Origin of the sequence: uncultured Amaricoccus sp., from assembly GCF_937891315.1 — a bacterium.
GTDB lineage: Bacteria > Pseudomonadota > Alphaproteobacteria > Rhodobacterales > Rhodobacteraceae > Amaricoccus.
Genome location: NZ_CALAGI010000015.1, coordinates 23,493 through 47,105, shown reverse-complemented (window position 1 = coordinate 47,105; position 23,613 = coordinate 23,493). Strand labels below are relative to the sequence as shown.

The window sequence follows — 23,613 nt, the reverse complement described above, 5'->3', positions numbered from 1 at the left end:
GGAGCCCTCCAAAGCTCCAACAATCGCCGGTCACACTGCGCAGAGGAAGGTGGGGTCAGAGCTTCGCTTACGATGGAATTGGACCCTCGGCGGAGTTGGCCGGAGCGGGCCCCGCGCGGGATCGCATCTCTGTCAGGGCAAAAAAACAGGGGCGCCGGATCGCACCGACGCCCCCGGATATGCCGCTTGAAACGCGATCAGCGCTTGGAGAACTGGAAGCTGCGGCGCGCCTTGCGCTTGCCGTACTTCTTGCGCTCGACGACGCGGCTGTCACGGGTCAGGAAGCCGGCGGCCTTGAGCGCGGGGCGGAGCGACGGCTCGTAGAGCTGCAGCGCCTGGCTGATGCCATGCTTCACCGCGCCGGCCTGGCCCGAGAGACCGCCGCCCTTCACCGTCGCCAGCACGTCGAACTGGCCCGTCACGCCGGCCACGCTGAAGGCCTGGCCGATCACCATCTGCAGCACCGGGCGCGCGAAATAGACGTTCATTTCCTTGCCATTGACCGTGACCTTGCCGCTGCCCGGCTTGATCCAGACACGGGCGACCGCGTCCTTGCGCTTGCCGGTGGCATAGGACCGACCGAGATCGTCCCGCTTCGGCTCGCGCGCGGGCGCGGCGTCGGCGATGGGCGCGGCGGCGGCGACGGCGTCCTTCAGCTGTTCGAGAGAGGAGAATTCGGCCATCTTACGCGCTCCGGGTGTTCTTGGAGTTCATGCCGGCGAGATCCAGCGTTTCGGGGTTCTGCGCCGCGTGCGGATGTTCGCCGCCCGCGTAGATCTTCAGGTGGGTCATCTGCTGGCGGCTGAGCGGACCGCCCGGCAGCATGCGTTCGACCGCCTTGGAGATCACCCGCTCGGGATGCTTGCCTTCGAGGATCTGGCCGGCGGTGCGATGCTTGATGCCGCCCGGATAGCCGGTGTGCCAGTAGTAGCGCTTGTCGGCGCGCTTGTTGCCGGTCAACTGGATCTTGTCCGCGTTGATCACGATCACATTGTCGCCCATGTCCATGTGCGGTGTGAAGGTGGCCTTGTGCTTGCCGCGCAGGACCTTGGCGACATAGGAGGCGAGGCGCCCGAGCACGACGCCTTCGGCGTCGATCAGCACCCACTTCTTGTCGATATCGGCCGGCTTGGCGGAATAGGTTTTCATTTTTCCAACGGTCCCGTCTCGTGGCGGCCGCGCCGCCCTTGTGGCAGGCCGTTGTTTTACCGAGATCGCGCGCGACGTCAATCGCCAGTCGCGTCGATTTATCATTTAAAATCAATGCGATATAATTATGGTATCATCATACCCCATGTCTGCTCGGCGCGATGAGCTCGATGACGCCCGTCATTTTCAGCACCGCGTAGACCGCCAGCAGCGCGAGGATGATCCGCAGAAGGCGCAGGACCTTCGGCGAACGGGTCACCAGCGTCACCAGAAACACCGCCGCGATGAGCGCGATCAGGAACTTCACGCGGCACCCCGCTTCGGCGGGATCGAGAAGGTGACCCCGGCGCGCGCCACCGGTCCGTCAACCCCCGGCGAGAAGACCAGCACGTCGCCAACCGACAGCGCGCGGCCGAGTTTCAACACGCGCGCCTCGGCGACGAGATCGCCCGGCGCCGGCTTGCGCATGAAGTCGATGGCGCAGCTCGTCGTCACGGCCAGCGCCTCGCGCCCGACCACGGCGAGCGTCGCCATGTAGAAGGCGCAATCGACCAGCGCGAAAATCGAGGGGCCGGATATGGTGCCGCCGGGGCGCAGGTCGGCCTCGGTCACCGCCATCCGCGCCTTGAGAAAGCCCGGAGCGAGGTCGAGCAGCTCGAACCGCCCACGGATCTGGGGAAACTCCGCTTCCATATAGGCGCGGATTTCCGGGATCCCGAGTTTCAGCTCCATCCGCACCCTTCCGCCCCGCCATGGTTTCGCGCAAACTGCCAAGCGCCGCGCTGAACCGCAAGGGAACTGCCATGACCGACCCACTCCTGCTCCGCGCGGACGACGGCGCGATCGCGACCCTTACGCTGAACGCGCCGGCGTCGCTCAATGCGCTGTCGGAGGCGATGCTCGACGCGCTTCGCGCCGAGTTCGACCGACTGGCGGCCAGCCCGGAGATTCGCGTCGTCATTCTGCGCGGTGCCGGCCGCGCCTTCTGCGCCGGACACGATCTGCGCGAGATGACGGCGGGTCGGCGGGCCGCCGACGGTGGGCTCGGCTATTTCCGCGCGCTTTTCGCCCGTTGCGCCGAGCTGATGCTGGCGATCACCCGTCTGCCGCAGCCGGTGATCGCCGAAGTGCACGGCATCGCCACCGCCGCGGGATGCCAGCTGGTCGCCACTTGCGACCTCGCGGTCGCGGCGGAGGGCACGCGTTTCGGGGTCAACGGCGTCAATATCGGTCTCTTCTGCGCGACGCCGATGGTCGCCCTGACCCGGGTGATCCCGCGCAAGCGCGCCTTCGAACTCCTGACCACGGGCGGATTTCTCGAAGCGGAGGAAGCGCGGGGGATCGGCCTCGTCAATCGCGTGGCCGCGCCGGAGGCTCTCGGCGCCGAGAGCCGGGCGATGGCCGAGACCATCGCGGCGAAGCTCGGCCCGGTGCTGGCGATCGGCAAGCGCGCCTTCTACGAACAGGCCGAGCTGCCGATGGCGGAAGCCTATGCCCATGCCGCCGAGGTGATGGCGCTGAACATGATGCGCGGAGACACGGCGGAGGGCATCGCGGCCTTTATCGAGAAACGCGCCCCGGCGTGGTGAGCCGGCACGAGGCGAGGGTCGCCGGGAAACCCTTCGAACCGGTGCCTGCTTCGGATCGTGGGTGAGTTCGAGGCCGGCGAAGCCAGCGCCGACGATGGGGGAGAGACTTCCTCCGGACGGCGCCTTCATAACGCCTTTCGCGTCAGGTCGCGTTCGTCCGGCAGCAGGACGGTCAACAACCCGATCGCCGGAAGGAAGGCGCAGACCTGGAAGACGAACCCGATTCCCTTCCAGTCGGCCAGCATGCCGAGCATCGCCGCGCCGATGCCGGCGACCCCGAAGGCGAAGCCGAAGAACAGGCCCGAGATCAGCCCGACCCGGCCCGGCACCAGCGCCTGGCCATAGACCAGGATCGCCGAGAAGGCCGAGGAAATCACCACGCCGATGATCACCGACAGCACGGCCGTCCAGAACAGGTTGGCGTGGGGCAGCATGAGTGTGAAGGGCAGCGCGCCCAGGATCGACCCCCAGATCACCGCCTTGCGCCCGAACCGATCGCCGATAGGTCCGCCGAGATAGGTGCCGAGCGCGCCCGCCCCGAGGAACAGGAACAGCAGCAGCTGCGACTGGCGCACCGTCACCCCGAAGGTCTCGATCAGATAGAATGTATAGAAGCTCGAGAGGCTGGTGACATAGACATATTTCGAGAAGACGAGCACGGCGAGGATGGTCAGCACGAAGCCGACATGCCGCGCCGGCAGTGCGATGCCCGGCGCCGGCGCCGGAGCGGCGGCCCGCGCTCGCGCCCGCGCCTTGGCCCAGGTCCCGACGGCCCAGAGCAGCCCCATGCCGATCAGCGCCAGCACCGAGAACCAGGCGACCGCCGGCTGGCCGAACGGCAGCACGACGAAGGCGGCGAGCAGCGGACCAATCGCCGTTCCGGTATTGCCACCCACCTGGAACACCGACTGCGCGAAGCCGAAGCGCCCGCCGGAGGCCGTGCGGGCATGGCGCGACGCGTCAGGGTGGAAGATCGAGGAACCGAGCCCGACGCACATCGCCGCGACCACCAGCAGCCAGTAGCTCCGCGCCCCGGCGAGCAGGAGCAGGCCGAGCATGCTGCAGGCCATGCCCATCGGCAACAACCGGAAGGTCGGCCGCTTGTCGGTATAGAGCCCGACCGCGGGCTGCAGCAGCGAGGCGGTCACCTGAAAGGCGAGATGGAGAAAGCCGATCTGCGTGAAGGTCAGCGCGTAGTTCCGTTGCAGCACCGGATAAAGCGCCGGCAGGAGCGACTGGATCGTGTCGTTCAGCAGATGGCAGAGGCTGAGCGCGAACAGCACGGCGTACGCGGTCCGCGCCGCGGGCGGAGCAGGGTCGAACGCGGTCGTTGCCATCTTCTTGTTTCCTCCCGGGGGCGGCCACCATTCGCCAGCGCCGCGTCGATTGTCAACGCGCACCGCGGCCCGGGCCCGCGCGTCGGACCGGGAGCATTTGACGGAAAAATGTCCGCCGGCAGTAAGCCGCTACTACCCGGCGGAGCGCTCGAGAAGGTAGCGTCGATGTCTGGCGCTTGCGACCGGGCTGGGCTATCATGCGAAAATAGCTGACCACGGCGAAGACCGGGCGGCTGGGGAGGATCGATGATTGACATTGTCTCGAAACAGAGCGGCCCACGCGCCGAGGATGAGCGCGTTCGCCGATTGATCGACGCCAACCGGCCGACGATCGACCGGCTTGCGAACCAGCTGAGCAATGGTGCCTGGTCGGCGCGCAACCAGCCGAAGCCGGCGCCGCGGGCCGAGGGGCTTATCATCCACACCGCCCGCGCCTCGACCCCGACCGAGCCGGCGCGGCCGTTTCTGCGGGTCGCCATCAACGGCCGGGTCAGCATGGTCGATGCCAATACCGGGCGACAGCTCAGTCATCTCGGCGATATCCGCCGCCGGGACGGGGCCGAGAGCTTTCGGCTCGCGACGCGTGACAACGGCTTTTTCTCGCCGGTCGAACCCGAGATCGCCGCCGCGCTCGCCGACCTCGACGGCCAACCGCTCGACGGGCCCGAGGCCGAGCGCGGGCTGATCGAGGCGATCGGCGCCCGCCTGCAGCTCTGAACGCTTCCCGGAGGCAGAAACCCACAGGACGGATCAACCGCGCGCGTGATGAACCAGAAGCCCAACCCAGTCCCCTCAAAGGCAGGCAGGCGCACCCCACCCGCGGCGCTCGCCTCGGCGCGCCGCATGCTCGACTATGACGAGCGCGAGACAATGGTCGCCTGGGAGCAACTGCTGTCCGGCGACTGTTCCCCATCCTGTCAGGTGCGCTCATTGATCGGCGATTCGTGGCAGCGCTGCGCCAGCGGCGGCATCGACGCGATCCGGGGCGAGGCGCCGATGGCGACCCAGGGCGACGCCATCGCCGAGGCGGCCCGCTCGAGCACCGACCTGCTCGCCGCCGCCCGCCGCTCCTTTGCCAGCATCGGCAGCCTGCTCGAAGGCACGGGCGCGATGCTGGTGCTCGCCGATCAGGATGGTGTGCTGATCGACGCGATCGGCGACAAGCGCACGCTGTTCGACGGCATGGATATCCATCTCGGCATCGGCGGCAAATGGACCGAGGAGGCGGTTGGCACCAACGGCATCGGCACCGCGCTCTATGCCGGAGAGCCGGTCTTCGTGCATGCCGCCGAGCATTTCTGCGCAGGGATCAAGGGCTGGACCTGCGCCGGCGCCCCGATCCACGATCCGCTCGACGGTCGCGTGGTCGGCGTCGTCGATCTCTCGGGGCATCCCGGCATCTTCCGTCCGCACAACACCGCGCTCGTCGCCGCCGCCGCGCGCGAGATCGAGAAGGCGCTGGCCGACCAGCAGAGCGAGGAGCGCTCACGCCTGCTCGAAGCCTTCATTTCCTCGGCGCCGCACTATCGTCGGGGCGACGGCCTGATGATCCTCGACCGTCGCAGGCGGCCGGTCTATTGCACCAACGTCCCCAGTGACGTGACCGCGCGCTTTCCGCTCAGGACCTGCGCCGCGCCAGTTCCGCTACCGACCGACGCCACGGTATTTCTCGACGATGTGACCCGCGCGCTGCCGCCCGACATGCGCGGCTGCCACCTGACGCCGCTGAAGCTCGACGGGGCGTTGCGCGGCGCGGCGGTCGTCCTGCCGTCGCCCGCGCCACGTCCGCGCGCCGGCGCGCGTCGCGACCCGGTCGAGGAGGCCGCCGCCGCCATCGTCGGGGACAGCCCGGCTCTGCGCGAGGTCGTCGATATCGCCTGCCGCGTCGCCCGCGGCGGCGAGATCGCCTCGTTGCTGATCGAGGGCGAGACCGGCGTCGGCAAGGAACTCTTCGCCCGCCTGGTCGGCAGCGCCCGACCCGCCGATCGTTTCATCGCGGTGAATTGCGGCGGCATCACCCGCGAACTGATCGGCAGCGAGCTGTTCGGCCATGTCGCCGGCGCCTTCACCGGCGCCTCGCGCGAGGGCAAGGCCGGGGTGTTCGAACTCGCCCATGGCGGCGTGCTGACCCTCGACGAGATCGGCGAGTTGCCGCTCGACATCCAGCCCTTCCTGCTCCGCGTGCTGGAGGATCGCGTCGTCCAGCGCATCGGCGACAGCCGACCGCGCCCCGTCGATGTGCGCCTCGTCGCCTCGACCAACCGCGACCTGCGGGCGGAGGTCGAGGCCGGACGGTTCCGTCGCGACCTCTACTACCGTATCGGCGCCGTCTCGATCCGGATCCCTCCGCTGCGCGAACGGGGCGACGACGCGATCCTGCTGCTCGAGCATTTCAACGCAATGATCGCGGCGCGCGCGGGCCGTGAGCGCCTCGCCTTCGCGCCGGCCGTGCTCGACGCCCTCCGCGCCTACGACTGGCCCGGCAATGCGCGGGAGATGAAGAACCTGGTCGAGCGGCTGCATGTGCTGGTCCAGGGCGGGCGCGTCGCTCTCGGGGACCTGCCGCCGGACCTGCTGCGCCTCGGGGCGACACCCGATCGTCCGCGCTCGGCCGCCCCCTCCGCTCGGCCGCCCGCCGAACAGACGGCCGCGCGTTCGATCGCGAGCCTGGAGGCGGCCGAACTCGCCGCGCTGCGCGACGCCCTTGACGCCGAGCACGGCAACCTGACCCGCGTCGCCCAGCGCCTCGGCATCTCGCGCCCCACGCTCTATCGCAAGCTCGACCACCACGGCATCCGCCGCACCTTCCAGTAGGTCGCCACTCTGGCCGCGGCGCGGAGCCGCGGCCAGAGGCGTGTCGCTCAGGGCCGGCCGAGCAGCTCCGCGCCGCCGCCGAGGGCGGGGCCGGCGGTCGGATCCTCGCCCTCGGCCACGTCGCCGACCAGCGTCTCGGTGGTGAGGATCAGCTTCGCCACCGAGGCGGCGTTCTCCAGCGCCGCGCAGGTCACACGCACCGGGTCGATGATCCCGGCCTCGTACATATTGCCGAAGTCGCCGATCGCGGCGTCGTAGCCGAAGCCGCCATTCACCCGCGAAACCTGTGCGACGACACTTTCCGCGTCGCCACCCGAGTTCGTCACGATGCGCCAGAGCGGCCGGGTCAGCACCGATCGCACCAGCCGCGCACCCTCGGCGACGTCGCCGGAGGAGTCCGCGATCGCCTGATCGACCACCGGTCCGATCTGGGCCAGCGCCACGCCGCCGCCGGCGACCACGCCCTCCTCGATCGCGGCGCGAACCGCGGCGAGCGAATCCTCGATGAGCTGGATCGTGCGCTTCTGCTCGACCGGCGTCACGCCGCCGGCATAGAGCACCGCCGTCCCACCCGACAGCTTGGCCACCCGCTCGCGCAGCTTGTCCTGCTCGATGTTCGGCGGCGCCGCCTCGTACTGCCGCTGCACCTGCGCCCGGCGGGCGACGATCGCGGCGGGATCGCCCTCGCCGCGTACGATCGAGGTATGCGAGGCGCTGGTCCGCGCCCGCTCGGCGGCGCCGAGATCCTCGCGCGTCACGTCCTCGATCCGCCCGCCAAGATCACGCGCCACCACGCGCCCGCCGGTCAGGATGGCGAGATCTTCCATCAGCGCCTTGCGCCAATGGCCGTATTCCGGCGGATGCACCACCAGATACTTGCCGACGCCCGACTTGCCGAGCAGCGTCACCACCACCTCGGGCGAGACTTCCTCGGCGATGATCAGCAGCGGTCGCCCTTCAGCCTCCGCGATCCCGCGTACGCCGTCGAGCGACGCCGGATCCTTGATCTTGAGATCGGTCATCAGGATCAGCGGCCGGTCGAGCACCGCCTCCATCTTCTCCTGGTCGGTGACCATGTGGTGAGAGAGATAGCCCCGGTCGAAGCTCATCCCCTCGACCACGTCGAGCAGGGTCTCGGTCGTCACGCTGAAGTCGGTGGTGATCACCCCGTCGGCGCCGACCCGCTCGAAAGCCTGGGCGACCAGCGCGCCGAGCTTCGGCTCCGTCGCCGCGATCGTCGCGACCGCCGTCAGCGCGCCGTTCGCCCTGGCCGGCTTCGCCGACGCCCGCAGGGCCGCGACCACCCGACCGACCGCGAGATCGATGCCGCGGCAGAGATCGACGGTCTTCGCCCCCCGCTCGCTGGCGGCGACCCCGCCCTGGACCAGCGCGTTCGCCAGCACGATGGCGGTCGTCGTCCCGTCGCCCGCCACCTCGTTTGTCTGCATCGAGACCTCGCGCACCACCTGGGCGCCCATGTTCTCGAACCGGTCGAAAAGTTCGATCTCGCTGGCGATCGACACGCCGTCGCGCGTCACCATCGGCGTGCCGATGGGACGGTCGATCATCGTATTCATCCCCTTCGGCCCCAGCGTCGGCTCGACCGCCGCCGCGAGCTTCGAGACGCCGCGGGCGAGCGCCCGCCGCGCCTCGGAATTGTGGATCATGATCTTGGACATGCTTCCTCCGTGCGCCACCTCCGGGCGGCGTCTTGCCTTGTTGTCAGGATCCCGGCGGCGCGGCGGGCTAGCGAGCCTCCGCCCGCGCCGGCACCCGCCCCTGAATGAAATCAACCAGCGTCGGCTCGCCATCGACGGCCGCCACTTCCTTGTAGCGCGTGGATTTGAGCCCCCGGCAGAGCGCGCCGTTGAACTCCATGTTGAGCCGCACCCGCCGCGCCTCGGCGAGATGCGCGCCGAGCCCGTCCGCCGTCAGCGTCTCGCCCCGGGCGGCGCGGAACGCGAGATCCCCGGGCCAGCGGGCGAGGCCCCGCCGCACCAGAAGCTCGCGATAGCGCGACCGCCACGCCACCGCCTCGCCGTCGCCCATATTGATCGCCTCGAGCTGGCGCAGCGTCATCGTCACGATCGCCGCGTCCGAATAGCCGAGCGCGCGCAACCGCAGCAGGACAGCCTCCTGCCGCCGCTGGAAGGCCTTCACTTCGAAGGTCTCGCGCAGTTCCGCGAGATCGGCCCCGTCGCAAAGCGCGGCGAAGGTCTCGTCGAAGCCGCGGCCGCCATTGACGGCCGCGTTCACCTCATCGGCGTACATGTGATCCTCAAGCCGAACCCGGCCTTGCGTGACCCAGGGCAGCGACGCCAATTCGCGCACGATGCCCTCGGCCATCAGGAAGGCGAAGTTCGGAGAGCACCAGTAGGTCGGCAGCCGGAAGGTGACGGCTACCTCGCCGCCCTCGATCCCGACCGCCTCGACGAAGCCCATCTCGGTGATCGGCTCGTCGAGCTCCGGGTCGGCGACCCTTTCCAGTACCCGCCAGACCTCGGCCTCGAAGGCATCGCGCATCGCCATCACTCCGCCGCGATCCGCACCGGATCGGCGCGCAGCTTCGCCTTCTTCGCCTCGACATCGACGCCGTAGAGCCGCGCCGCGTTCAGTCCGAGGATCTTTTCCTTGATCTCGTCGGTCAGCTGCACCCCGCGCTCAGCGGCGATATCCTCGGGGATCTGGTAGTTCCAGAACTTCTCGACCAGCCATTTCGGCGTCCAGATCGCATAGTCGGACGCGAAGAGCAGCTTGTCCGGCCCGAGCCAGAACAGAAGCTCGGCCATGACTTCGCCGAAATATCGCGGCCGCGAATGAATGAAGGGCAGTGCCACGGCGAGCCCGCCATAGACGTTGGTTTCCTGCACCGCGATCCAGCAGAAATCGTCGAGCCGCGGCAGCCCGCAGTGTTCGACGATGAAGTTGAGGCCCTGGAAATCGGTCGCGACATAATCCACGTCATGGACGTCGAAGGCGTCCTTGTTGAGCGGGATGATCGTCGGCCCCTTGTGGACATGGACATTTCGGATCCCGAGCTTGTCGCAGAGCTCGAAGCAGCGATAGGCCGCCGGGTCGTTCAGCTTCCAGCCCTTGCTGTCACCCTTCCATTCGGCCGTGTACATCTTCACGCCCTGAATGTCGTAGGTCTCCTTCATGTAGTGGATGTATTCGAGCGCCGCCTCGCCATCGCGCGGATCGAAGGAGCCATTGATGATGAACCGGTCCTTCGCGCGCTGGGCCATCTCGGTCGAGCGTTCGATGCAGCCGAAGCCGTTCGTGAAGAAGTCCTTCAGCACCGTGGTCTGAATGATCGCCATGTCATCCGGACCGTCGATGAACAGATCCCGGTAGAGATCGTCGGGCGTCTGCTTCTCGAAATGCGACAGTTCCCACAGCTCCTCCTTGGGGCTGAGCGCGGTGTGATAGCCGTAGAAGCATTCGATGAACTGCTTGCCGTGGATGTTCCGCTGGTTCTCCGGGCTGCCGTCCCAGAAATGGATGTGGCCATCGACGACGAAGATTTCCTTGCCTTCCGGTGTGATATACATGGCTTTCCTCCCATACCCGGGTTTGGCTTGTCTGGTCCGCCTGACGCGGTGATGCCGGCGGCGGGAACCCTGCCCCGCCGCCCCGTCGCGATCCTGGTCAGATGAACTCCATCACCTCGTCCATGTTGCCGAACAGGATGACGGTGTTGTCGTCGACGCGGACCATGCGGCCGTAGTGGGTCGAGGTGTTGACCTCGAAGATCTCAGCCGTCATTTCGCGGCCGAGAAAGTCACTGATCTCGTCCATCTTGAAGATCAGCTTGCCGTCGCCGTCGATGCGGATCAGCGCCGGCTGGTAGGTGACGGTCACGCCTTCCTTCGAACCCATGAACTCGGCAATGGCGCGGGCCTCGACGGAGTCGCTCATGGTCACCCCGCACTGATGCGAGATGGTCTGCTCGAAGGTGATGTCCTTCATCGACTTGAAGATGTTGTCGTGGTGGCCGGAGTCGCGCTTCGCAGTCTCAGTCGACATCTGTCCGTCTCCTCAATTGAGCCCGAGTTCGCCGAGGATCTGGCCGATCCGTTCCTCGGACTGTGCCCGCACGTCCTCGAACGAGACGGGCTTGGAGTGCGGCTCCGACCAGATCGGCTGGAGCCCCCGCGCCGCCTTCTCGGCGAGCGGGCGGTGGATTTTCAGCCACGCCCTGAAGAGGGCGCGGTTGTGCTCGCCATGCTGTTCGTCGTTGGCGAGCAGGTAGACGAGGTCGATCGTGTTCGCGAGGTTGCGCTCGTAGTCGGCCTCGGCGGCCGAGATCACCGGTGGGGTCACGAAGTCGTTGTTGGCCGCCGCGACCCGCATCAGGAAGCCGGAGCGGAAGAGTTCGCCGACGAGCGGCTCGAAGACGATGTTGGTGGCGAAATACTGCTCCAGATAGTCGGTGGTCCCCATGATCGTCTCGATCGCCTCACGGGTGCCCTGCCACTTCTCGTCGGTGAGCCAGCGCTCCTTGCCGGCGCCGTCGTCCCAACCGGGAATGTCCATGCCGATCTCGGCGAGGTAGAGGGTGATGTCCTGGGCGAGGCGCAGCTTGTACGAGCTGTTGGTCAGCGTCGCGTTGTTGATCATCTGGGTGTAGCCGTAGCGCTGCGCCTGCATCAGCGAGGTGCCGAGGCCGAACTCGGCATGCTTCCACGCGCCCAGATGGTTCTGCAGCGTCTTGACCCACGCCTTGTCGAAGGTGGTGTGGGCGCCGGAACGGCGGGCGTTCTGGATGACCGACTGCACCATCGTCTCGATCTTCGACTGGCGCTGGTAGTGGGTGCGCTCCCACTCCTGGTCGGGGGCGCGGAAGGCGTGCCAGTTGGACGACAGCGCCCGGGTGTTGTCCTTCACGTAGGCGCCGTTGCCGTCGGCGAACTCGATGATCCAGTTCTGGATCAGGTAGCGTTCGGGATCGGGCTGCACATCGACGGTGACGTCCTCGTAGTGGGTGGCGCGCTGGCCGCGCGGCTGGAAGTAGCGGTACTTGCGGCTGTCGCTGTCGGCGAAGACGGCGGCTCCGGCCGCGCCCGACCCGACCGAACTGGAGATGGCTGGCATGACGTTTCGCTCCTTGGTTCCGTTGTCTGGATTCTTGTGACTAGCGGGCCGGCGCGAGCTGACCCGAGGCGGTGCTGGTCGAAGTCGTGAAGCGGTCGAAATGGATGCGCTCGTGTTCGAAGCCGGCCATGAACAGGACCGGTTCCAGCGCGTCGATCATCGGCGGCGGCCCGCAGGCATAGACGTCGCCTTCGCCGTCGAGATCGAGCTCCCGGAGCTTGTCGGCGACGCGCTCGTGGACAAAGCCCCGCGCGCCCGTCCATTCCGCGTCCTCGTCGGCATGCGAGAGCACCGGGATGAAATGGACCAGGGGGTTCGCCTCCGTCAGCGCGGCGATCCGGTCGAGATGGAAAAGATCGTTCCGCGTCCGCGCGCCGTAGAAGAAGAAGACCTCGCGCTCCTCGCCGCTGGCGACATGGTCGTGCAGGATCGACCAGACCGGCGAGAGGCCCGAGCCCGCCGCCACCATCACGACCGGTCCCTCTCGGTTCTCCCGCCGGAAGCAGGTGCCGTAGGGTCCGGTGACGCTGACAGCGGCGCCGACCCGGATGCCTCCGGAATCGAGCTCTCCGGAGAAGCGTCCTTCGGGGTATTTCTTGATGATGAAGCGCAGGGTTTCGGCTTGCTCCGGCGTATTTGCCATGGAAAACGAGCGCGTAATCGTCTCCCCTTCTTCGGTTGTGACGGTGATATCGACATATTGCCCGGCCCAGAACTTGATCGGTGCGTTGATCTCGATGGAGATGCCCCGGATATCATGGGTCAGCTTCTCGATCTCGGTGACATGACCCTGGAAGGTTTTCACCGCGATCGCCTTGGCCAGGATCTCCTCGTCGTAGTTGAGGAGTTCCACTTCCATGTCCGAATAGGCGATCGACCGGCAGAGCAGGATGTGCCCACTCTCGCGCTCCATGTCGTTGAGCGCGAAGGTCGAGTATTTGAGCAGATCGACCTCGCCCTCGTTCAGGATGCATTTGCAGGCCGAGCACTGGCCCTCCTTGCAGCCATGCGGCAGGGCGATGCCCTGACGGAAGGCGGCGTTGAGGACCGTCTCGCCATCCTCGACCTCGAATTCGACACCGACGGGTTCCAGGCGGACCGTATGGCTCATTCCCTTTGCCTCGCTTCCACTGCTTTCCTGGTCCTTCCCCGCGTTTGCGCGGGGAAGGTTGGCTTGGCATTCGCATTTTGCCTTGGACCGCCCGCCGTCAGCGGGCAGGTGTCGCGGCCGGGGTCAGTTGCACGGATTGATCGTGAAGCCGGCCCGATACTCCGCCAGGTGCTTCTCGCGCGCCTCCGGGGTCATCTCCCGGAGCAGCGTGAGCGGCGACATCAGCGTGTGGCCACGCACGTCGTCGAGCGTCCACATGTCCTTGTCGTCGAACCGCAGGTGTGGCTGCGGCACCAGGGTCTTGCCGTCCTGCCGGACGAAGTTGAGGTCCTTGATCGCGTCCGCGAGATCCCAGCCGTGATAGAGCGTCTCCCACTCGCGCTTGCCGGAGAACTTGCCCATCGCCGGCGTCGGTCGGCCCTTGTACTCGTTCGAGAAGGCCTCGACGGCGGTCCAGCGGTCGAGCTCATGGGCGAAGGTGTGGAGTTGCCCGTCGATCTCGTCGACCACCATGTCCTCGCGGATCAGGCAGGGGACGAGGCACGACCAGCAGCGGTGCGGATAGACGTAGCCGACTTCCTCGTTGAAGGTGACGATCTTCTGGCCCGGCTTCGACAGCTTGTCATACCACTTCCAGAACTCGCCGAACTCGTTGTACCAGCCCGGGTACTTCGCCTCGAACCACTCGAAGTCGGCGTCGCGCTGCGCCTCGATCCGCCAGAAGTTCACCGGCCAGCCGACCGCGAAGAACTGCGCCACCTTGTGGACATAGTGCTTCTTGGTGATGCGGTTCCAGGCCTCGTGGACGTCGTCGTGATGGACCTTCACGCCGTATTTCTCGAGCGGCAGCATGTAGGTCCGGTAGTAGTCCTCGAAGATCCACCGGTGCCACATCTCCGCGTAGGAGTCCTTGTTCTTGTCGCGGTTGGTGGTGCCGTACTCGATGAACGTGCCGACCGCCGCGTCGACGATGGCGTGGTTCTGCCAGAAGGCGTAGCGCAGGTCGCGCTCCAGCAGGAGGTGGTTCTCCGGCTCCTTCAGCGCGGCCATCAGCAGCGAGTGGCCGTTGCCGATGTGCCGGCTCTCGTCGGACTGGACGGAGAGGAACACCGTCGGCAGGGCGTAGTCGCCGTTACGGGCGGCCTCGGACGGCATGGCGACGAAAAGCGTGTTGGTGAACGCGGTCTCGGCCACGACGGTCAGGTACATGCAGGCGGCGGTCATGGTGTCGCCGGTGATGAAGCCCTCGCCGAACTGCCGGCCGATGGTGGTGGCGTAGCACTTGCCGAAGGCTTCCTCGGTGATGTCGAAGCCGGCCGGGTCGATGTAGTTCTCCATGTACCACTTCTTCAGGTTCATCTGAATCGTGGAATGGCGGAACTCGTCGACCATCTGCATGGTGAAGCCGGTGCGCAGATCCTCGCCCGGCGCCAGCCGCGCGACCATCGCCATCGAGCGCGCGGCCGAGATCTCCGGGAAGGGGATGATCGCGAGGAAGAGCTTCATCCACTCGACCCAGCGCGGCTCGACATTGCGGAACATGTCGCCCCGCAGCGCCGCGTCGAGCGCGCCGTAGACGCGGTTGTCCTTCTCCTCCTGCATCGGGAAGTAGGACCGCAGGACCTGCTTCATCGGGTCGCGCGGCGCCTTGGCGATCTTGTAGTCCGTGGGAAACGTGTTCGCTTCCTGGACGTAGGTGGGGTTCCACCCGAGATCGGAAATCTTCTTCGTCGCCTCGCCCACGGAGATGCCCCGCTGCGAGGTGATCTTGTTCAACGTCAGGGACGTCATCGTCGGAAAGCCTCCACCTGTTACGCCGCGACCCCCTCCGGGCCCGGCCATCGCGGCGTTCGCCGCCAGTCGTGGTTCGAGCGGAGGTGGCTTCTCGCGACCATCCGTTCGGTGGATCCGGCAAAGGTGTCGGTGGAAGGATCGGGCACGGCGCATCGCCGCTGTCCTTTCCCTCGGCCTCCCCTTCGTTCTTGTGGCACCGGGCCTCCCGACCCGATGGGCTTCTTGTACCCCCCACAAAGCAAGAGCCATGCCAATTGATGGGGGTGGAAAATATCCCGTGGTTCCGGGCCGAGACCGCGCGGATCGGCCCAGCGCGGGCGCGGGCGTAATGTTTCGTTACGGATGTAATTTACACTTGTCGCAATTGACAGGTATTTCGCGAACGCGGCATGAATTGTTGCGGTTGCGAAGACAATAATTCGACCATGTCTTGAACAATACCCGACGTTGACAAGCGGCTACTGTCGCGCCGGCCCGCCGGGCCAGAGCGCGAGCCAGGCGCGGGGATCGCTCCGCAACGCTGCGTGCGCGGCGCTGAACAGCGCGAGCCGATCCACCTCGGGCAAGGCACGCAGCGCATCCTCGGCCATGGCCAGCACCTCGCCGCTCGGCGCCTCGGCTGCCAGGCCGAGGGCCGCGCAGCATGGATGCGTGGCCCCAAATCGCGCCACCGCCGCTTCGCGCAGCGCCGTGAACATCACCCTACCCGCGTTGTCGAACATGCCTTTTGCCCTTTTGACCACTTGGCCCGGGATTTGCTTTGTCTCTGGATAAAGGCGGGGAGGACCATTGATGAATCTGCAGAGCGCCCGGACGCTCACGCTTTTCGATCTGCTGGCGCGCCGCTGGCAGGCACCGGCGGCGATCACCGACGTCCGCTTCACCGCAGATGGTGGCGCCGCCGCCTTCGCCGGCGCGGATGGCGCCATCCTCCTCGCCGCCGCGCCGGACGCCGAGCCGCCGGAGACGCGAATCCGCGTCACCGGCGATCTCGGCCAGACCACGATCCGCCCCCGCGCCAAGGATCCGGCACCTCTCGTCATCATCGCGGGGCTCACCGAAAGGACGCCGCCCCTCGCGGCGGCGGGTTCCGGCTTTCTCGTCGGCGACGGCGAAGGCCGCGTCCTCCGTGTGGGACTCGATGGCGGCGTGACGCCGATCCTTGCCCTCGACGGCCCGGTCACCGCCCTCGACCACGCCGCCGGCGTGACCGCCGCGGCCGGCGGTGCTTCCCTGATCCGCGCCGACGCGGGCGATACGCGGCGCTGGCCGGCCGCGGAGGTCGCCGCCGTCGCGCTCAGCCCCGACGGCGCACGCCTCGCAATCGCCGACGCGCGGGAGATCCGGGTGATCGGCGGCCATGACCAAGAGGTCGCGCCGGTGCCGGGCGCGTCCCGCCTTGCCTGGCGCGTCGATGGCGCCTGGCTCGCGGCCGCGCTCGGCGCGGAGGGCGTCGCCCTTCTCGCGCCGGGGACGCCGGAACCGGCCCGCCTGCGCGGCTTCCCCGCGCCGGTCCGAAGCCTCGCCTGGAGCGGACCAGCCGGCGCCTTCCTGGCGGCCGGCGCCTATCGCGTCGCCGCCTGGGACGCTGGCGCGTTGCCCGCGACCGACCGCGCCCTCGTCACCGGCCAGCCCGGTCTTTGCGCCGTCGAGGCCGTCGCCGCGCATCCCACCCGCCCGCTGATCGCCGCCGGCTATGCCAATGGCCAGGTGGTGATCGCCCAGATCGGCGGGCGGGACGAGCTGCTGCTCCGCCAGGGCGGCGGCGCTGTCACCTGCCTCGGCTTCTCGGCCGACGGCCACCATCTCGCGATCGGCGACGCCGACGGCGCCGCCGCGATCGCCACCTTTCCGCCAGGAATGTTCAAGTAGGGAGAAACCGGATTGACTACTCAGCAGACAGAGACCCCCGCCACCCTGACCGCCGAGGAGGTCAGCAAGGACGCCTTTTTCACCCGCCTCGGCACGCTGGCGCAGGAGATGACCGAGATCCATGGCCGCGAATTCGCCATGGGGGCGCTGGTGCTCGCCGCGCGCTGGATCGCCGAGGACCGGCTCGGCAAGACGAAGCCACACTGATGCCGACCCGCGCCGCGCCCTCACTCCGGCGCGGCGCCCTGGTAGAGCAGGCAGATCGTGCGGAGCATGGAGGCGAAGTTCGTCATGCCGCCCCGCAACTCCGCCGACTCCTCGTGCAGCGCCGCGAGGAGCTTTGGCACCGTCACGCCCTCGCGCTCCGCCATGGCGTCGAGCACATCCCAGAAGGCCGTCTCGAGCTGGATGCTCGTGGCGTGCCCATCTATACGGACCGAGCGGCTGACGCGCCGGAACGCCCGAGGCCCGGATTTCGCAACCACGCCGCACACGACGTTCCTCCCCACCCTGGCATCGAGGGGACGGCGCGACGCCCCGCCCCCGTCGCTCGTTCAGGGGATCAGCACGGCGCGCCCATGGATCTTGCCGGCGTTCAGATCCCGCAGCGCCCGGTTCGCATCCGCCAGCGAATATTCGACCGTGGTCAGCTCGACGAGCCCGCGGTCGGCCAGCGCCATCAGCTCGACCAGCTCGGCCCAGGTACCGACCAGATTGCCGATGATGTTCTTCTCGGTGATCACCATGTCGACGGTCGGCACGGTGATGTTCTCGCCATAGCCGACAACGTAGTAGCTGCCCATCGCCCGGGTCATGGCGAGGCCCTTCGAGGTCATGCCCTTCTCGCCGACGAAGTCGATCACCGCCTCGGCGCCGGCGCCGGCGGTGAGGGCGAGGACGGCCTCGACCTCGTTGCCGTCGGCCTTGACGAGCTTGTCGGCGCCGATCTTGCCGGCGAGCCTCAGGCTGTCGTCGGACTTGTCGACGACGATGACATCCGCCGCGCACATCGCCTTCAGGCACTGGACCGCGATATGCCCGAGCCCGCCGGCGCCGATGACCACCACGCTCTCCCCCGGCAGCAGGTGCCGCGTCGCCTTCTTCACGGCGCGGTACGCGGTCAACCCGGCGTCGGCGTAGGGCGCCACCTCCTTCGGCGCCAGCGTCTTCGGCAGCGCGACGATATTGCGCTCGGAGGTCGACAGATACTCGGCATAGCCGCCGTTGCAATCGAGCCCCGGGAAGGTGCCCGGCCCGTGCATGTCGTGGCCGCGGCGGCAGGCGAGGCAGGTGCCGCCCGAGATCTTCGGATGCACGATGACCGGATCGCCGACCTTCAGACCCTCGACCTCCTTGCCGATCTCCTCGACCCAGCCGGCGTTCTCGTGGCCCATGATCAGCGGCAGGAGATGATCGCCGTTCGGGTCCATATGCGGCCGCCAGACGCCTTCGATGATATGCAGATCGGTGCGGCAAACCCCGGCGCCGCCGATCCGGACGATGACATCCGTCGATCTGTTGATCTTCGGATCCGGTACCTCCTGCAGCGAGACCCATTGGCTCGCCGTCAGTTGGTCGTCGTAGCGGTTCAGAACCTGCGCCTTCATCCGCGTTTCCTCCATGGTCTGGTTGTTGTGCAGGTCCCTAGCAATGCTTGTGCCAATATCTCCATTGGCGCGTTTTCAACGGCTTGGTCGCCGCTGCCCGCCGCGCGGCGTCCCGTCACGGGACAGTCGCCGCGCGATAGCGTCCAGTTCCGGAACAGTCAGCGAGGGAGATGAGAATGGCCCAGATCTCGGGACTGGACCGCGCGCGCGCCGCGCTCGAGGCCGGCCGCCGCTTTCCCGCCGGGGCGCTGCCGGCTCCGGTCGCGGCGAGCTGGGAGCGTTGCCGCGCTCTCGGCCTCGATCCGCGCCATCCGCCCGAGGTCGAGGTGCTGCCGTTCGCCGAGGTCGCGCGCCGCCGCGAGGCCGTCGCGGCCATGCGCCGGCTGGCGCTCGCCGAGATGCATCTGCTGCACGGCCAGATCGCCGGTTCCGAATTCATGATCGCGCTCGGCGACGCCGACGGGGTGGTGCTCGACACCATCAGCGACCAGACCTTCGCCGGCAGCGCGGCGGGCCGCGAAATCATCCCCGGCAGCCGTTGGCGGGAGGAAAACCGCGGCACCAACGCCCTCGGCCTCGCCACGATCGAGCGCGCGCCGGTGGCCATCCATGGCCGTGAGCATTTCTTCGCCTCCCACGGGCGGCTGAGTTGCATGGCCGCGCCGATCCTCGGGCCGGACGGCGCCGTACTCGGCCTCATCGACGCCTCCTGCGCCAACGAGGCGCGCCAGCAGCATACCCACGCCCTCGTCCGCATGGCGGCGGCGCAGGTCGAGAACGGGCTCATCTACCAGCGCTTTCCGGCGGCGATCGTGCTCGCCTTCCATCCCCGGGCCGAATATCTTCGCACCCTGTCCGCCGGGCTGGTCGCGGTTTCGCCGGAAGGCGAGGTGCTGGCGCTGAACCGGCCGGCGGCGGCGTTGCTCTCGGGACTGCCGGCGCGGCCCGGCGCGGCCCTGGACGCCTTGTTCGAGAAGGGCCTCGCCGCCATCCGATCCGTGCTCGCCGCCGATGTCGCGCAGGTGCGCGATCGCGCCGGGGGCGGCTTCTTCATGGCCTGTCGCCAGCATGGCGCACCGCCGCGGCCGGCCCGCGCGGCGGCCGAGCCCGCCCGCCCGGTTGCCGAATTCGTGTGCGAGCATCCGCCGCTCGCCCGACAGATGGAGGGGATCGCCCGCGCGACGGCGCGGCGGATGCCGATCCTGATCCTCGGCGAGACCGGCACCGGCAAGGAACTGATGGCGCGCCACGTTCACGCGATCAGCGGCCGGCGCGGCGCCTTCGTCCCGCTGAACTGCGGGGCGGTGCCCGAGGCCCTGTTCGCGGCCGAGCTCTTCGGCCACGAGCGCGGCGCCTTTACCGATGCGCGCGAACGGGCGGCCGGGCTGGCGCGGGCGGCGGATGGCGGCACCCTCTTTCTCGACGAGGTGGCGGAGATCCCGCCCGCCGCCCAGGCGGCGCTGCTACGCTTTCTCGACGATGGCGAAGTCCGCCCGATCGGCGCCACGCGCGGCGCGCGCGTCAATGTCCAACTCGTCGCGGCGACCAACCAGGCCCTCGACGCCCCGGATCGGAAGTTCCGCGCCGATCTGCGCTATCGCCTCGGCGTGCTGACCGTGACCCTGCCGCCGCTGCGCGAGAGGAGCGACTTCGCGGCGATCGTCCACCACCTGGCCGCGCGGGTCGCGCCCGACCTGGCGATCCCGGACGCGCTCGTCGCGAGGCTGGCGGTGCGCGGCTGGCCGGGAAACATGCGCGAGTTGCGCTCGGAACTGCAAAGGCTGGCTATCCTCGGCGAGCCGGAGGATGCGGAATCGCACGATGCCGACTGCTGCGAGCTCTGCCGCCCGAACCCGCTCGCCAGCGCGCGCTGCGCGCGCATCCGCGCGGTCTATCGCGCCACTTCGGGAAACGTCGCCGCGACCGCCCGCCAGCTCGACCTGTCGCGAACGACGGTCTATCGGCATCTCGCGGATCTCGCGCGCGCGCCCTGACCCGCCCGCCGGTCAGTCGCTCCCGATCTCCCGGCGGAGCGCGGCGACATGCGGGGCCGCGGCCGCTTCGGCGGCGCGCTCGATGGCGCGGTAGCGGGCGACGATGGCGAGCCCGACCGGCGTGAGTTCGGCACCGCCACCGCGCTGGCCGCCCTTTCTGGCGAGGACGACGGGCTTGCGGAACAGCTGATTCATCTCCTCGATCAGCATCCAGGCGCGGCGGTAGGACATGTTCATCAGCCGCGCCCCGGCCGAGATCGAACCGTGCGCGGCGATCAGCTCCAGCAACTCGACCTTTCCCGGTCCGATGCGGACGCCGGCTTCGAGATCGATGCGAAGGCTGATCGCACTCATGGCAGAACCTTCCCCTCCGGCTGTCCGCTCTGGCTCAGGATCGCGCGTCCCACCCCGTCGATGCAATGCCCGACGGCGCGGCGCCCGGCGCCGGCGTCCGTTCCGGCGGGTTGGCGCGGTCGAAGCTGACCGCCTTCACCACGGCCCACAGCGGCGTACCCGGTGCGAGCGACAGCGAGACGACGGTGCGCCGTGTGACGCGGGCGAGCAGGCCGTCGCCCCCGGCGTCGAGTTGCACGAGCACGTCGGTGGCGCCGGGCGCCTCGTTGATCGACCGCACCACCGCCGGCAGGACGTTGAGCGCGCTGATCCGCTCCGGCCGGTCGAGCGCCAGCATCACGTCGCGCGCCCGGATCCGCGCGCGCAGGCGCCGGCCGATCGGCGCCTCGATCCGCGGCACCCGCCAGACGCCGGCGGCGGAACGCAGCACGCTGAGCGCGAAGGTCTCGTCCTGGCTTTCCAGCACGGCCTCGACCAGCGCCGCCGTCTCGTCCCGCTCCCCCGGCGCGGCGAGATCGAGTCTGGCCAGCACCTCGGCCGCCGGTCCGCTGGCCACGACCCGGCCGGCGGCGAGGACCACGACGTCGGTTGCGAGGCGCGCCACTTCGGCGATCGCATGGCTGACATAGACGATGGGGATACCCGCCTCGTCGCGCAGGCGTTCGATATAGGGCAGGATCTCGGCCTTGCGCGCCTCGTCGAGCGAGGCGAGCGGCTCGTCCATCAGCATCAGGCGCGGACTGGCGGCCAGCGCGCGACCGATGGCGACGCGGCTTTTCTCGCCCCCCGAAAGGCGCGCGGGACGGCGGTCGAGCAGCGGGCCGATCCCGAGCATCTCGACGATGCGCGGCACGTCGGCCCAGCGTTCGGCGCGCGGCGCGAACAGTCGACCATAGGCGAGGTTCTGGCGCACGGTCAGGTGGGTGAACAGCCGCGCATCCTGGAAGACATAGCCGATACGCCGCCGGTGCGCCGGAACGAACTGGCGCGCGGCGGTATCGACGAGTACGCGGCCGTCGATGGCGACGCGGCCTTGCTCGGGCCGCCCGAGGCCGCTGATCAGGTTGACGAGCGTGGTCTTGCCTGAACCGGAATGACCGAAGAGCGCGGTCAGCCGGCCGCCACTCTCGAAGGCGGCTTCGAGGGTGAAGGCGCCGAGCCGGTCGCGGACATCGACGACGAGGGTCACCCGAGATCCATGGCGCGGGAGATCCGGCGCGCGAAGATCTCGGACGCGATCAGCGCGGTCATGGCAATGGCGATCGAGACGAGGGTCAACCGAAGCGCGCCCTGACCGCCGCCGGGGATCTGGGTGAAGGTATAGATCGCCGAGGGCAGGGTCTGGGTCTCGCCCGGGATGTTCGAGACGAAGGTTATCGTCGCGCCGAATTCGCCCATCGCCTTGGCGAAGGTCAGGATCATTCCGGCGATGATGCCAGGCAGGATCAGGGGCAGGGTCACGGTCAGGAACACCAGCGGCGGGCTCGCCCCGAGCGTCTCCGCCGCCGCCTCGAGCCGGCGGTCAACCGCCTCGATCGACAGGCGGATGGCCCGGACGAGGAGCGGAAAGGCCATGATCCCGCAGGCGAGCGCCGCGCCGGTCCAGCGGAAGGCGAAGACGATGCCGAAATGCTGGTCGAGAAAGCCGCCTATCGGTCCGCGCCGGCCCATGGTCAGCAGGAGAATGTAGCCGGTCACCACCGGCGGCAGGATCAGCGGCAGGTGGACGAGGCCATTCAGCAACGCCTTGCCCGGGAAGTCCCGGCGCGCGAGCACCCAGGCGACGAGGATGCCGAACGGCAGGCTGACCAGCGTCGCCCAGGTCGAGACCCTGAGGGAGAGGCGGACCGCGGTCCATTCGTCCGGACTGAGACGCAGCCACTCCATCCGGTTCCCCTCTCTCCGTTCAGTGCGCCATGACCGGCGCCAGAACCGTGAAGCCCTGTGCCTCGAAGAGCTTCGCCGCCGCTTCCGTCCGCAGGAACTCCAGGAACGGCCCGGCGTCCGCGCTCTTCGCCTCGGCGGTCACCGCGGCGGGATAGACGATAGGCGAATGGCTGTCCTCGGGGAAGGTGGCGACGACCTTCACCGCCTTCTCGGCATTGGCGTCCGTGGCATAGACGATGCCGAACGGCGCCTCGCCGGCGGCGACGAGCGCCAGCGCGGCGCGCACGTTCTCGGCCTGCGCCACATGGCCCGAAACCTGGTCCCAGACGCCGAGCGAGGTCAGCGCCTGCTTGCCGTACTTGCCCGCCGGCACCGAATCGACCTGACCCATGGCAAGGCGTCCATCACCGAGCACGCCAGGGAGATCGAACCCCGGCCCAATCTCGATGGCCGCGTCCGACTCCGCCGGCGCGACCAGCACCAGCCGGTTGCCGAGCAGTTCGACGATCGTGTCCTTCTTCACGAGGTCGCGCTCCGACAGGTAGGTCATCCACGGCACGTCGGCGGAGATGAAGACGTCGGCCGGCGCCCCCTCCTCGATCTGCTTCGCCAAAGCCGAACTCGCCGCGTAGGAGATGGTCGCTTCCTTGCCCGCCTCGACCTTCCAGGCGGCGCCGATCTCGTCGAGCGCGTTCTTGAGGCTGGCCGCCGCGAAGACGGTGACGTCGGCCGCCATCGCCGCCGGCGCGGCGACGATCGCCGCCAGCGCGAGACCGGCGAGCGTCGCCCGCGCCGCGCGAATGCTTCGATTGAACATGTCGATCCCCCAGAAAAGTAGTTGTTTTCCGGCCCGACGGCGCCGTCCGGAGCGCGACCGATGTATCCATTCAAATATAGAAATAGGAAGAGTCTTTTCGCATGAGGTCGGCATCGCCGGCCCGATCGGCGTTCACGACAGGTCGGAGCCCAGGTCTGGAGGAACGGGCGAATCTCGCCCTCCCGGCGTTCGAC

Annotated in this window: 25 protein-coding genes; 6 read left to right on the top strand and 19 right to left on the bottom strand. The window is 68.3% G+C overall.

Annotated features, from left to right (window positions below; genetic code table 11):
• Positions 1-197 precede the first annotated feature (197 nt).
• The 4 genes from rpsI to Q0480_RS01175 form a co-directional block, all read right to left on the bottom strand.
• Positions 198-683, bottom strand: coding sequence for a 30S ribosomal protein S9 (rpsI, locus tag Q0480_RS01190; protein WP_299129846.1), 486 nt, complete (start codon positions 681-683; stop codon positions 198-200).
• Between the two features lies 1 nt (position 684).
• Positions 685-1,149, bottom strand: coding sequence for a 50S ribosomal protein L13 (rplM, locus tag Q0480_RS01185; RefSeq protein WP_299129845.1), 465 nt, complete (start codon positions 1,147-1,149; stop codon positions 685-687).
• Between the two features lie 136 nt (positions 1,150-1,285).
• Complete coding sequence (locus tag Q0480_RS01180) at positions 1,286-1,456, bottom strand: hypothetical protein (RefSeq protein WP_299129843.1); 171 nt, start codon at positions 1,454-1,456, stop codon at positions 1,286-1,288.
• Positions 1,453-1,881 (bottom strand): PaaI family thioesterase, encoded by a 429-nt coding sequence (locus Q0480_RS01175; protein WP_299129842.1) that lies wholly within the window; start codon positions 1,879-1,881, stop codon positions 1,453-1,455. Before Q0480_RS01175 ends, Q0480_RS01180 begins: the two co-directional genes overlap by 4 nt.
• Before the next feature lie 71 nt (positions 1,882-1,952).
• On the opposite strand from Q0480_RS01175, the gene Q0480_RS01170 reads away from it, so the two are divergent.
• Positions 1,953-2,738, top strand: a complete 786-nt coding sequence (locus tag Q0480_RS01170; RefSeq protein ID WP_299129840.1) for an enoyl-CoA hydratase — start codon at positions 1,953-1,955, stop codon at positions 2,736-2,738.
• Positions 2,739-2,863: 125 nt separating this feature from the next.
• On the opposite strand, the gene Q0480_RS01165 is transcribed toward Q0480_RS01170, so the two are convergent.
• Positions 2,864-4,075: an MFS transporter gene (locus tag Q0480_RS01165; protein ID WP_299129839.1), complete on the bottom strand. Its 1,212-nt coding sequence runs from the start codon at positions 4,073-4,075 to the stop codon at positions 2,864-2,866.
• Between the two features lie 246 nt (positions 4,076-4,321).
• Between Q0480_RS01165 and Q0480_RS01160 the strand changes: the two genes are divergently transcribed.
• Positions 4,322-4,792: a hypothetical protein gene (locus Q0480_RS01160; protein ID WP_299129837.1), complete on the top strand. Its 471-nt coding sequence runs from the start codon at positions 4,322-4,324 to the stop codon at positions 4,790-4,792.
• Between the two features lie 126 nt (positions 4,793-4,918).
• Positions 4,919-6,889: a sigma-54-dependent Fis family transcriptional regulator gene (locus Q0480_RS01155; RefSeq protein ID WP_299129836.1), complete on the top strand. Its 1,971-nt coding sequence runs from the start codon at positions 4,919-4,921 to the stop codon at positions 6,887-6,889.
• A 47-nt stretch (positions 6,890-6,936) separates the two neighbouring features.
• Here Q0480_RS01155 and Q0480_RS01150 read toward each other — a convergent pair whose 3' ends face one another.
• The 8 genes from Q0480_RS01150 to Q0480_RS01115 all read right to left on the bottom strand — a co-directional run bounded on the left by Q0480_RS01150 (position 6,937) and on the right by Q0480_RS01115 (position 15,610).
• A complete protein-coding gene (locus Q0480_RS01150) occupies positions 6,937-8,568 on the bottom strand; it encodes a molecular chaperone GroEL (protein WP_299129834.1) in 1,632 nt (543 codons plus the stop codon).
• 67 nt (positions 8,569-8,635) lie between these two features.
• Positions 8,636-9,412: an iron-sulfur cluster assembly protein gene (locus Q0480_RS01145; RefSeq protein ID WP_299129833.1), complete on the bottom strand. Its 777-nt coding sequence runs from the start codon at positions 9,410-9,412 to the stop codon at positions 8,636-8,638.
• 5 nt (positions 9,413-9,417) lie between these two features.
• Positions 9,418-10,440: an amidohydrolase family protein gene (locus Q0480_RS01140; RefSeq protein WP_299129832.1), complete on the bottom strand. Its 1,023-nt coding sequence runs from the start codon at positions 10,438-10,440 to the stop codon at positions 9,418-9,420.
• 97 nt (positions 10,441-10,537) lie between these two features.
• Positions 10,538-10,915 (bottom strand): MmoB/DmpM family protein, encoded by a 378-nt coding sequence (locus Q0480_RS01135; RefSeq protein ID WP_299129830.1) that lies wholly within the window; start codon positions 10,913-10,915, stop codon positions 10,538-10,540.
• A 12-nt stretch (positions 10,916-10,927) separates the two neighbouring features.
• Entirely contained in the window at positions 10,928-11,983 is a 1,056-nt protein-coding gene (locus Q0480_RS01130) for an aromatic/alkene monooxygenase hydroxylase subunit beta (RefSeq protein WP_299129829.1), read from the bottom strand.
• A 40-nt stretch (positions 11,984-12,023) separates the two neighbouring features.
• Positions 12,024-13,094, bottom strand: a complete 1,071-nt coding sequence (locus tag Q0480_RS01125; RefSeq protein ID WP_299129828.1) for an NADH:ubiquinone reductase (Na(+)-transporting) subunit F — start codon at positions 13,092-13,094, stop codon at positions 12,024-12,026.
• A 123-nt stretch (positions 13,095-13,217) separates the two neighbouring features.
• A complete protein-coding gene (locus Q0480_RS01120; protein ID WP_299129826.1) occupies positions 13,218-14,885 on the bottom strand; it encodes an aromatic/alkene/methane monooxygenase hydroxylase/oxygenase subunit alpha in 1,668 nt (555 codons plus the stop codon).
• Between the two features lie 461 nt (positions 14,886-15,346).
• A complete protein-coding gene (locus Q0480_RS01115) occupies positions 15,347-15,610 on the bottom strand; it encodes a hypothetical protein (RefSeq protein WP_299129825.1) in 264 nt (87 codons plus the stop codon).
• Positions 15,611-15,680: 70 nt separating this feature from the next.
• On the opposite strand from Q0480_RS01115, the gene Q0480_RS01110 reads away from it, so the two are divergent.
• Positions 15,681-16,760, top strand: a complete 1,080-nt coding sequence (locus tag Q0480_RS01110) for a hypothetical protein (protein ID WP_299129824.1) — start codon at positions 15,681-15,683, stop codon at positions 16,758-16,760.
• A 12-nt stretch (positions 16,761-16,772) separates the two neighbouring features.
• Positions 16,773-16,967 (top strand): hypothetical protein, encoded by a 195-nt coding sequence (locus Q0480_RS01105; protein WP_299129822.1) that lies wholly within the window; start codon positions 16,773-16,775, stop codon positions 16,965-16,967.
• 20 nt (positions 16,968-16,987) lie between these two features.
• On the opposite strand, the gene Q0480_RS01100 is transcribed toward Q0480_RS01105, so the two are convergent.
• A complete protein-coding gene (locus Q0480_RS01100; protein WP_299129821.1) occupies positions 16,988-17,254 on the bottom strand; it encodes a ribbon-helix-helix domain-containing protein in 267 nt (88 codons plus the stop codon).
• Positions 17,255-17,314: 60 nt separating this feature from the next.
• Entirely contained in the window at positions 17,315-18,367 is a 1,053-nt protein-coding gene (locus tag Q0480_RS01095; protein ID WP_299129819.1) for an NAD(P)-dependent alcohol dehydrogenase, read from the bottom strand.
• Between the two features lie 176 nt (positions 18,368-18,543).
• Between Q0480_RS01095 and Q0480_RS01090 the strand changes: the two genes are divergently transcribed.
• Positions 18,544-20,361, top strand: coding sequence for a sigma 54-interacting transcriptional regulator (locus Q0480_RS01090; protein ID WP_299129817.1), 1,818 nt, complete (start codon positions 18,544-18,546; stop codon positions 20,359-20,361).
• A 12-nt stretch (positions 20,362-20,373) separates the two neighbouring features.
• On the opposite strand, the gene Q0480_RS01085 is transcribed toward Q0480_RS01090, so the two are convergent.
• From Q0480_RS01085 to modA, 4 genes are read right to left on the bottom strand one after another with little or no spacing between them, the layout of a single operon-like run.
• On the bottom strand, positions 20,374-20,715 hold the full coding sequence (locus Q0480_RS01085) for a LysR family transcriptional regulator (protein ID WP_299129815.1): 342 nt from the start codon (positions 20,713-20,715) through the stop codon (positions 20,374-20,376).
• A 34-nt stretch (positions 20,716-20,749) separates the two neighbouring features.
• Positions 20,750-21,904 (bottom strand): molybdenum ABC transporter ATP-binding protein, encoded by a 1,155-nt coding sequence (gene modC, locus Q0480_RS01080; protein ID WP_299129813.1) that lies wholly within the window; start codon positions 21,902-21,904, stop codon positions 20,750-20,752.
• Positions 21,901-22,602, bottom strand: coding sequence for a molybdate ABC transporter permease subunit (gene modB, locus Q0480_RS01075; RefSeq protein WP_299129811.1), 702 nt, complete (start codon positions 22,600-22,602; stop codon positions 21,901-21,903). Before modB ends, modC begins: the two co-directional genes overlap by 4 nt.
• Before the next feature lie 19 nt (positions 22,603-22,621).
• On the bottom strand, positions 22,622-23,419 hold the full coding sequence (modA, locus tag Q0480_RS01070; RefSeq protein ID WP_299129810.1) for a molybdate ABC transporter substrate-binding protein: 798 nt from the start codon (positions 23,417-23,419) through the stop codon (positions 22,622-22,624).
• Positions 23,420-23,613 lie beyond the last annotated feature (194 nt).

What these genes read in the sequence shown, in the direction of transcription:
- rpsI (WP_299129846.1), bottom strand. Translation starts at nt 683, where the DNA reads ATGGCCGAATTCTCCTCTCTCGAACAGCTGAAGGACGCCGTCGCCGCC.
- rplM (WP_299129845.1), bottom strand. Translation starts at nt 1,149, where the DNA reads ATGAAAACCTATTCCGCCAAGCCGGCCGATATCGACAAGAAGTGGGTG.
- Q0480_RS01175 (WP_299129842.1), bottom strand. Translation starts at nt 1,881, where the DNA reads ATGGAGCTGAAACTCGGGATCCCGGAAATCCGCGCCTATATGGAAGCG.
- Q0480_RS01170 (WP_299129840.1), top strand. Translation starts at nt 1,953, where the DNA reads ATGACCGACCCACTCCTGCTCCGCGCGGACGACGGCGCGATCGCGACC.
- Q0480_RS01165 (WP_299129839.1), bottom strand. Translation starts at nt 4,075, where the DNA reads ATGGCAACGACCGCGTTCGACCCTGCTCCGCCCGCGGCGCGGACCGCG.
- Q0480_RS01160 (WP_299129837.1), top strand. Translation starts at nt 4,322, where the DNA reads ATGATTGACATTGTCTCGAAACAGAGCGGCCCACGCGCCGAGGATGAG.
- Q0480_RS01155 (WP_299129836.1), top strand. Translation starts at nt 4,919, where the DNA reads ATGCTCGACTATGACGAGCGCGAGACAATGGTCGCCTGGGAGCAACTG.
- Q0480_RS01150 (WP_299129834.1), bottom strand. Translation starts at nt 8,568, where the DNA reads ATGTCCAAGATCATGATCCACAATTCCGAGGCGCGGCGGGCGCTCGCC.
- Q0480_RS01145 (WP_299129833.1), bottom strand. Translation starts at nt 9,412, where the DNA reads ATGCGCGATGCCTTCGAGGCCGAGGTCTGGCGGGTACTGGAAAGGGTC.
- Q0480_RS01140 (WP_299129832.1), bottom strand. Translation starts at nt 10,440, where the DNA reads ATGTATATCACACCGGAAGGCAAGGAAATCTTCGTCGTCGATGGCCAC.
- Q0480_RS01135 (WP_299129830.1), bottom strand. Translation starts at nt 10,915, where the DNA reads ATGTCGACTGAGACTGCGAAGCGCGACTCCGGCCACCACGACAACATC.
- Q0480_RS01130 (WP_299129829.1), bottom strand. Translation starts at nt 11,983, where the DNA reads ATGCCAGCCATCTCCAGTTCGGTCGGGTCGGGCGCGGCCGGAGCCGCC.
- Q0480_RS01125 (WP_299129828.1), bottom strand. Translation starts at nt 13,094, where the DNA reads ATGAGCCATACGGTCCGCCTGGAACCCGTCGGTGTCGAATTCGAGGTC.
- Q0480_RS01120 (WP_299129826.1), bottom strand. Translation starts at nt 14,885, where the DNA reads ATGACGTCCCTGACGTTGAACAAGATCACCTCGCAGCGGGGCATCTCC.
- Q0480_RS01115 (WP_299129825.1), bottom strand. Translation starts at nt 15,610, where the DNA reads ATGTTCGACAACGCGGGTAGGGTGATGTTCACGGCGCTGCGCGAAGCG.
- Q0480_RS01110 (WP_299129824.1), top strand. Translation starts at nt 15,681, where the DNA reads ATGAATCTGCAGAGCGCCCGGACGCTCACGCTTTTCGATCTGCTGGCG.
- Q0480_RS01095 (WP_299129819.1), bottom strand. Translation starts at nt 18,367, where the DNA reads ATGAAGGCGCAGGTTCTGAACCGCTACGACGACCAACTGACGGCGAGC.
- Q0480_RS01090 (WP_299129817.1), top strand. Translation starts at nt 18,544, where the DNA reads ATGGCCCAGATCTCGGGACTGGACCGCGCGCGCGCCGCGCTCGAGGCC.
- Q0480_RS01085 (WP_299129815.1), bottom strand. Translation starts at nt 20,715, where the DNA reads ATGAGTGCGATCAGCCTTCGCATCGATCTCGAAGCCGGCGTCCGCATC.
- modB (WP_299129811.1), bottom strand. Translation starts at nt 22,602, where the DNA reads ATGGAGTGGCTGCGTCTCAGTCCGGACGAATGGACCGCGGTCCGCCTC.
- modA (WP_299129810.1), bottom strand. Translation starts at nt 23,419, where the DNA reads ATGTTCAATCGAAGCATTCGCGCGGCGCGGGCGACGCTCGCCGGTCTC.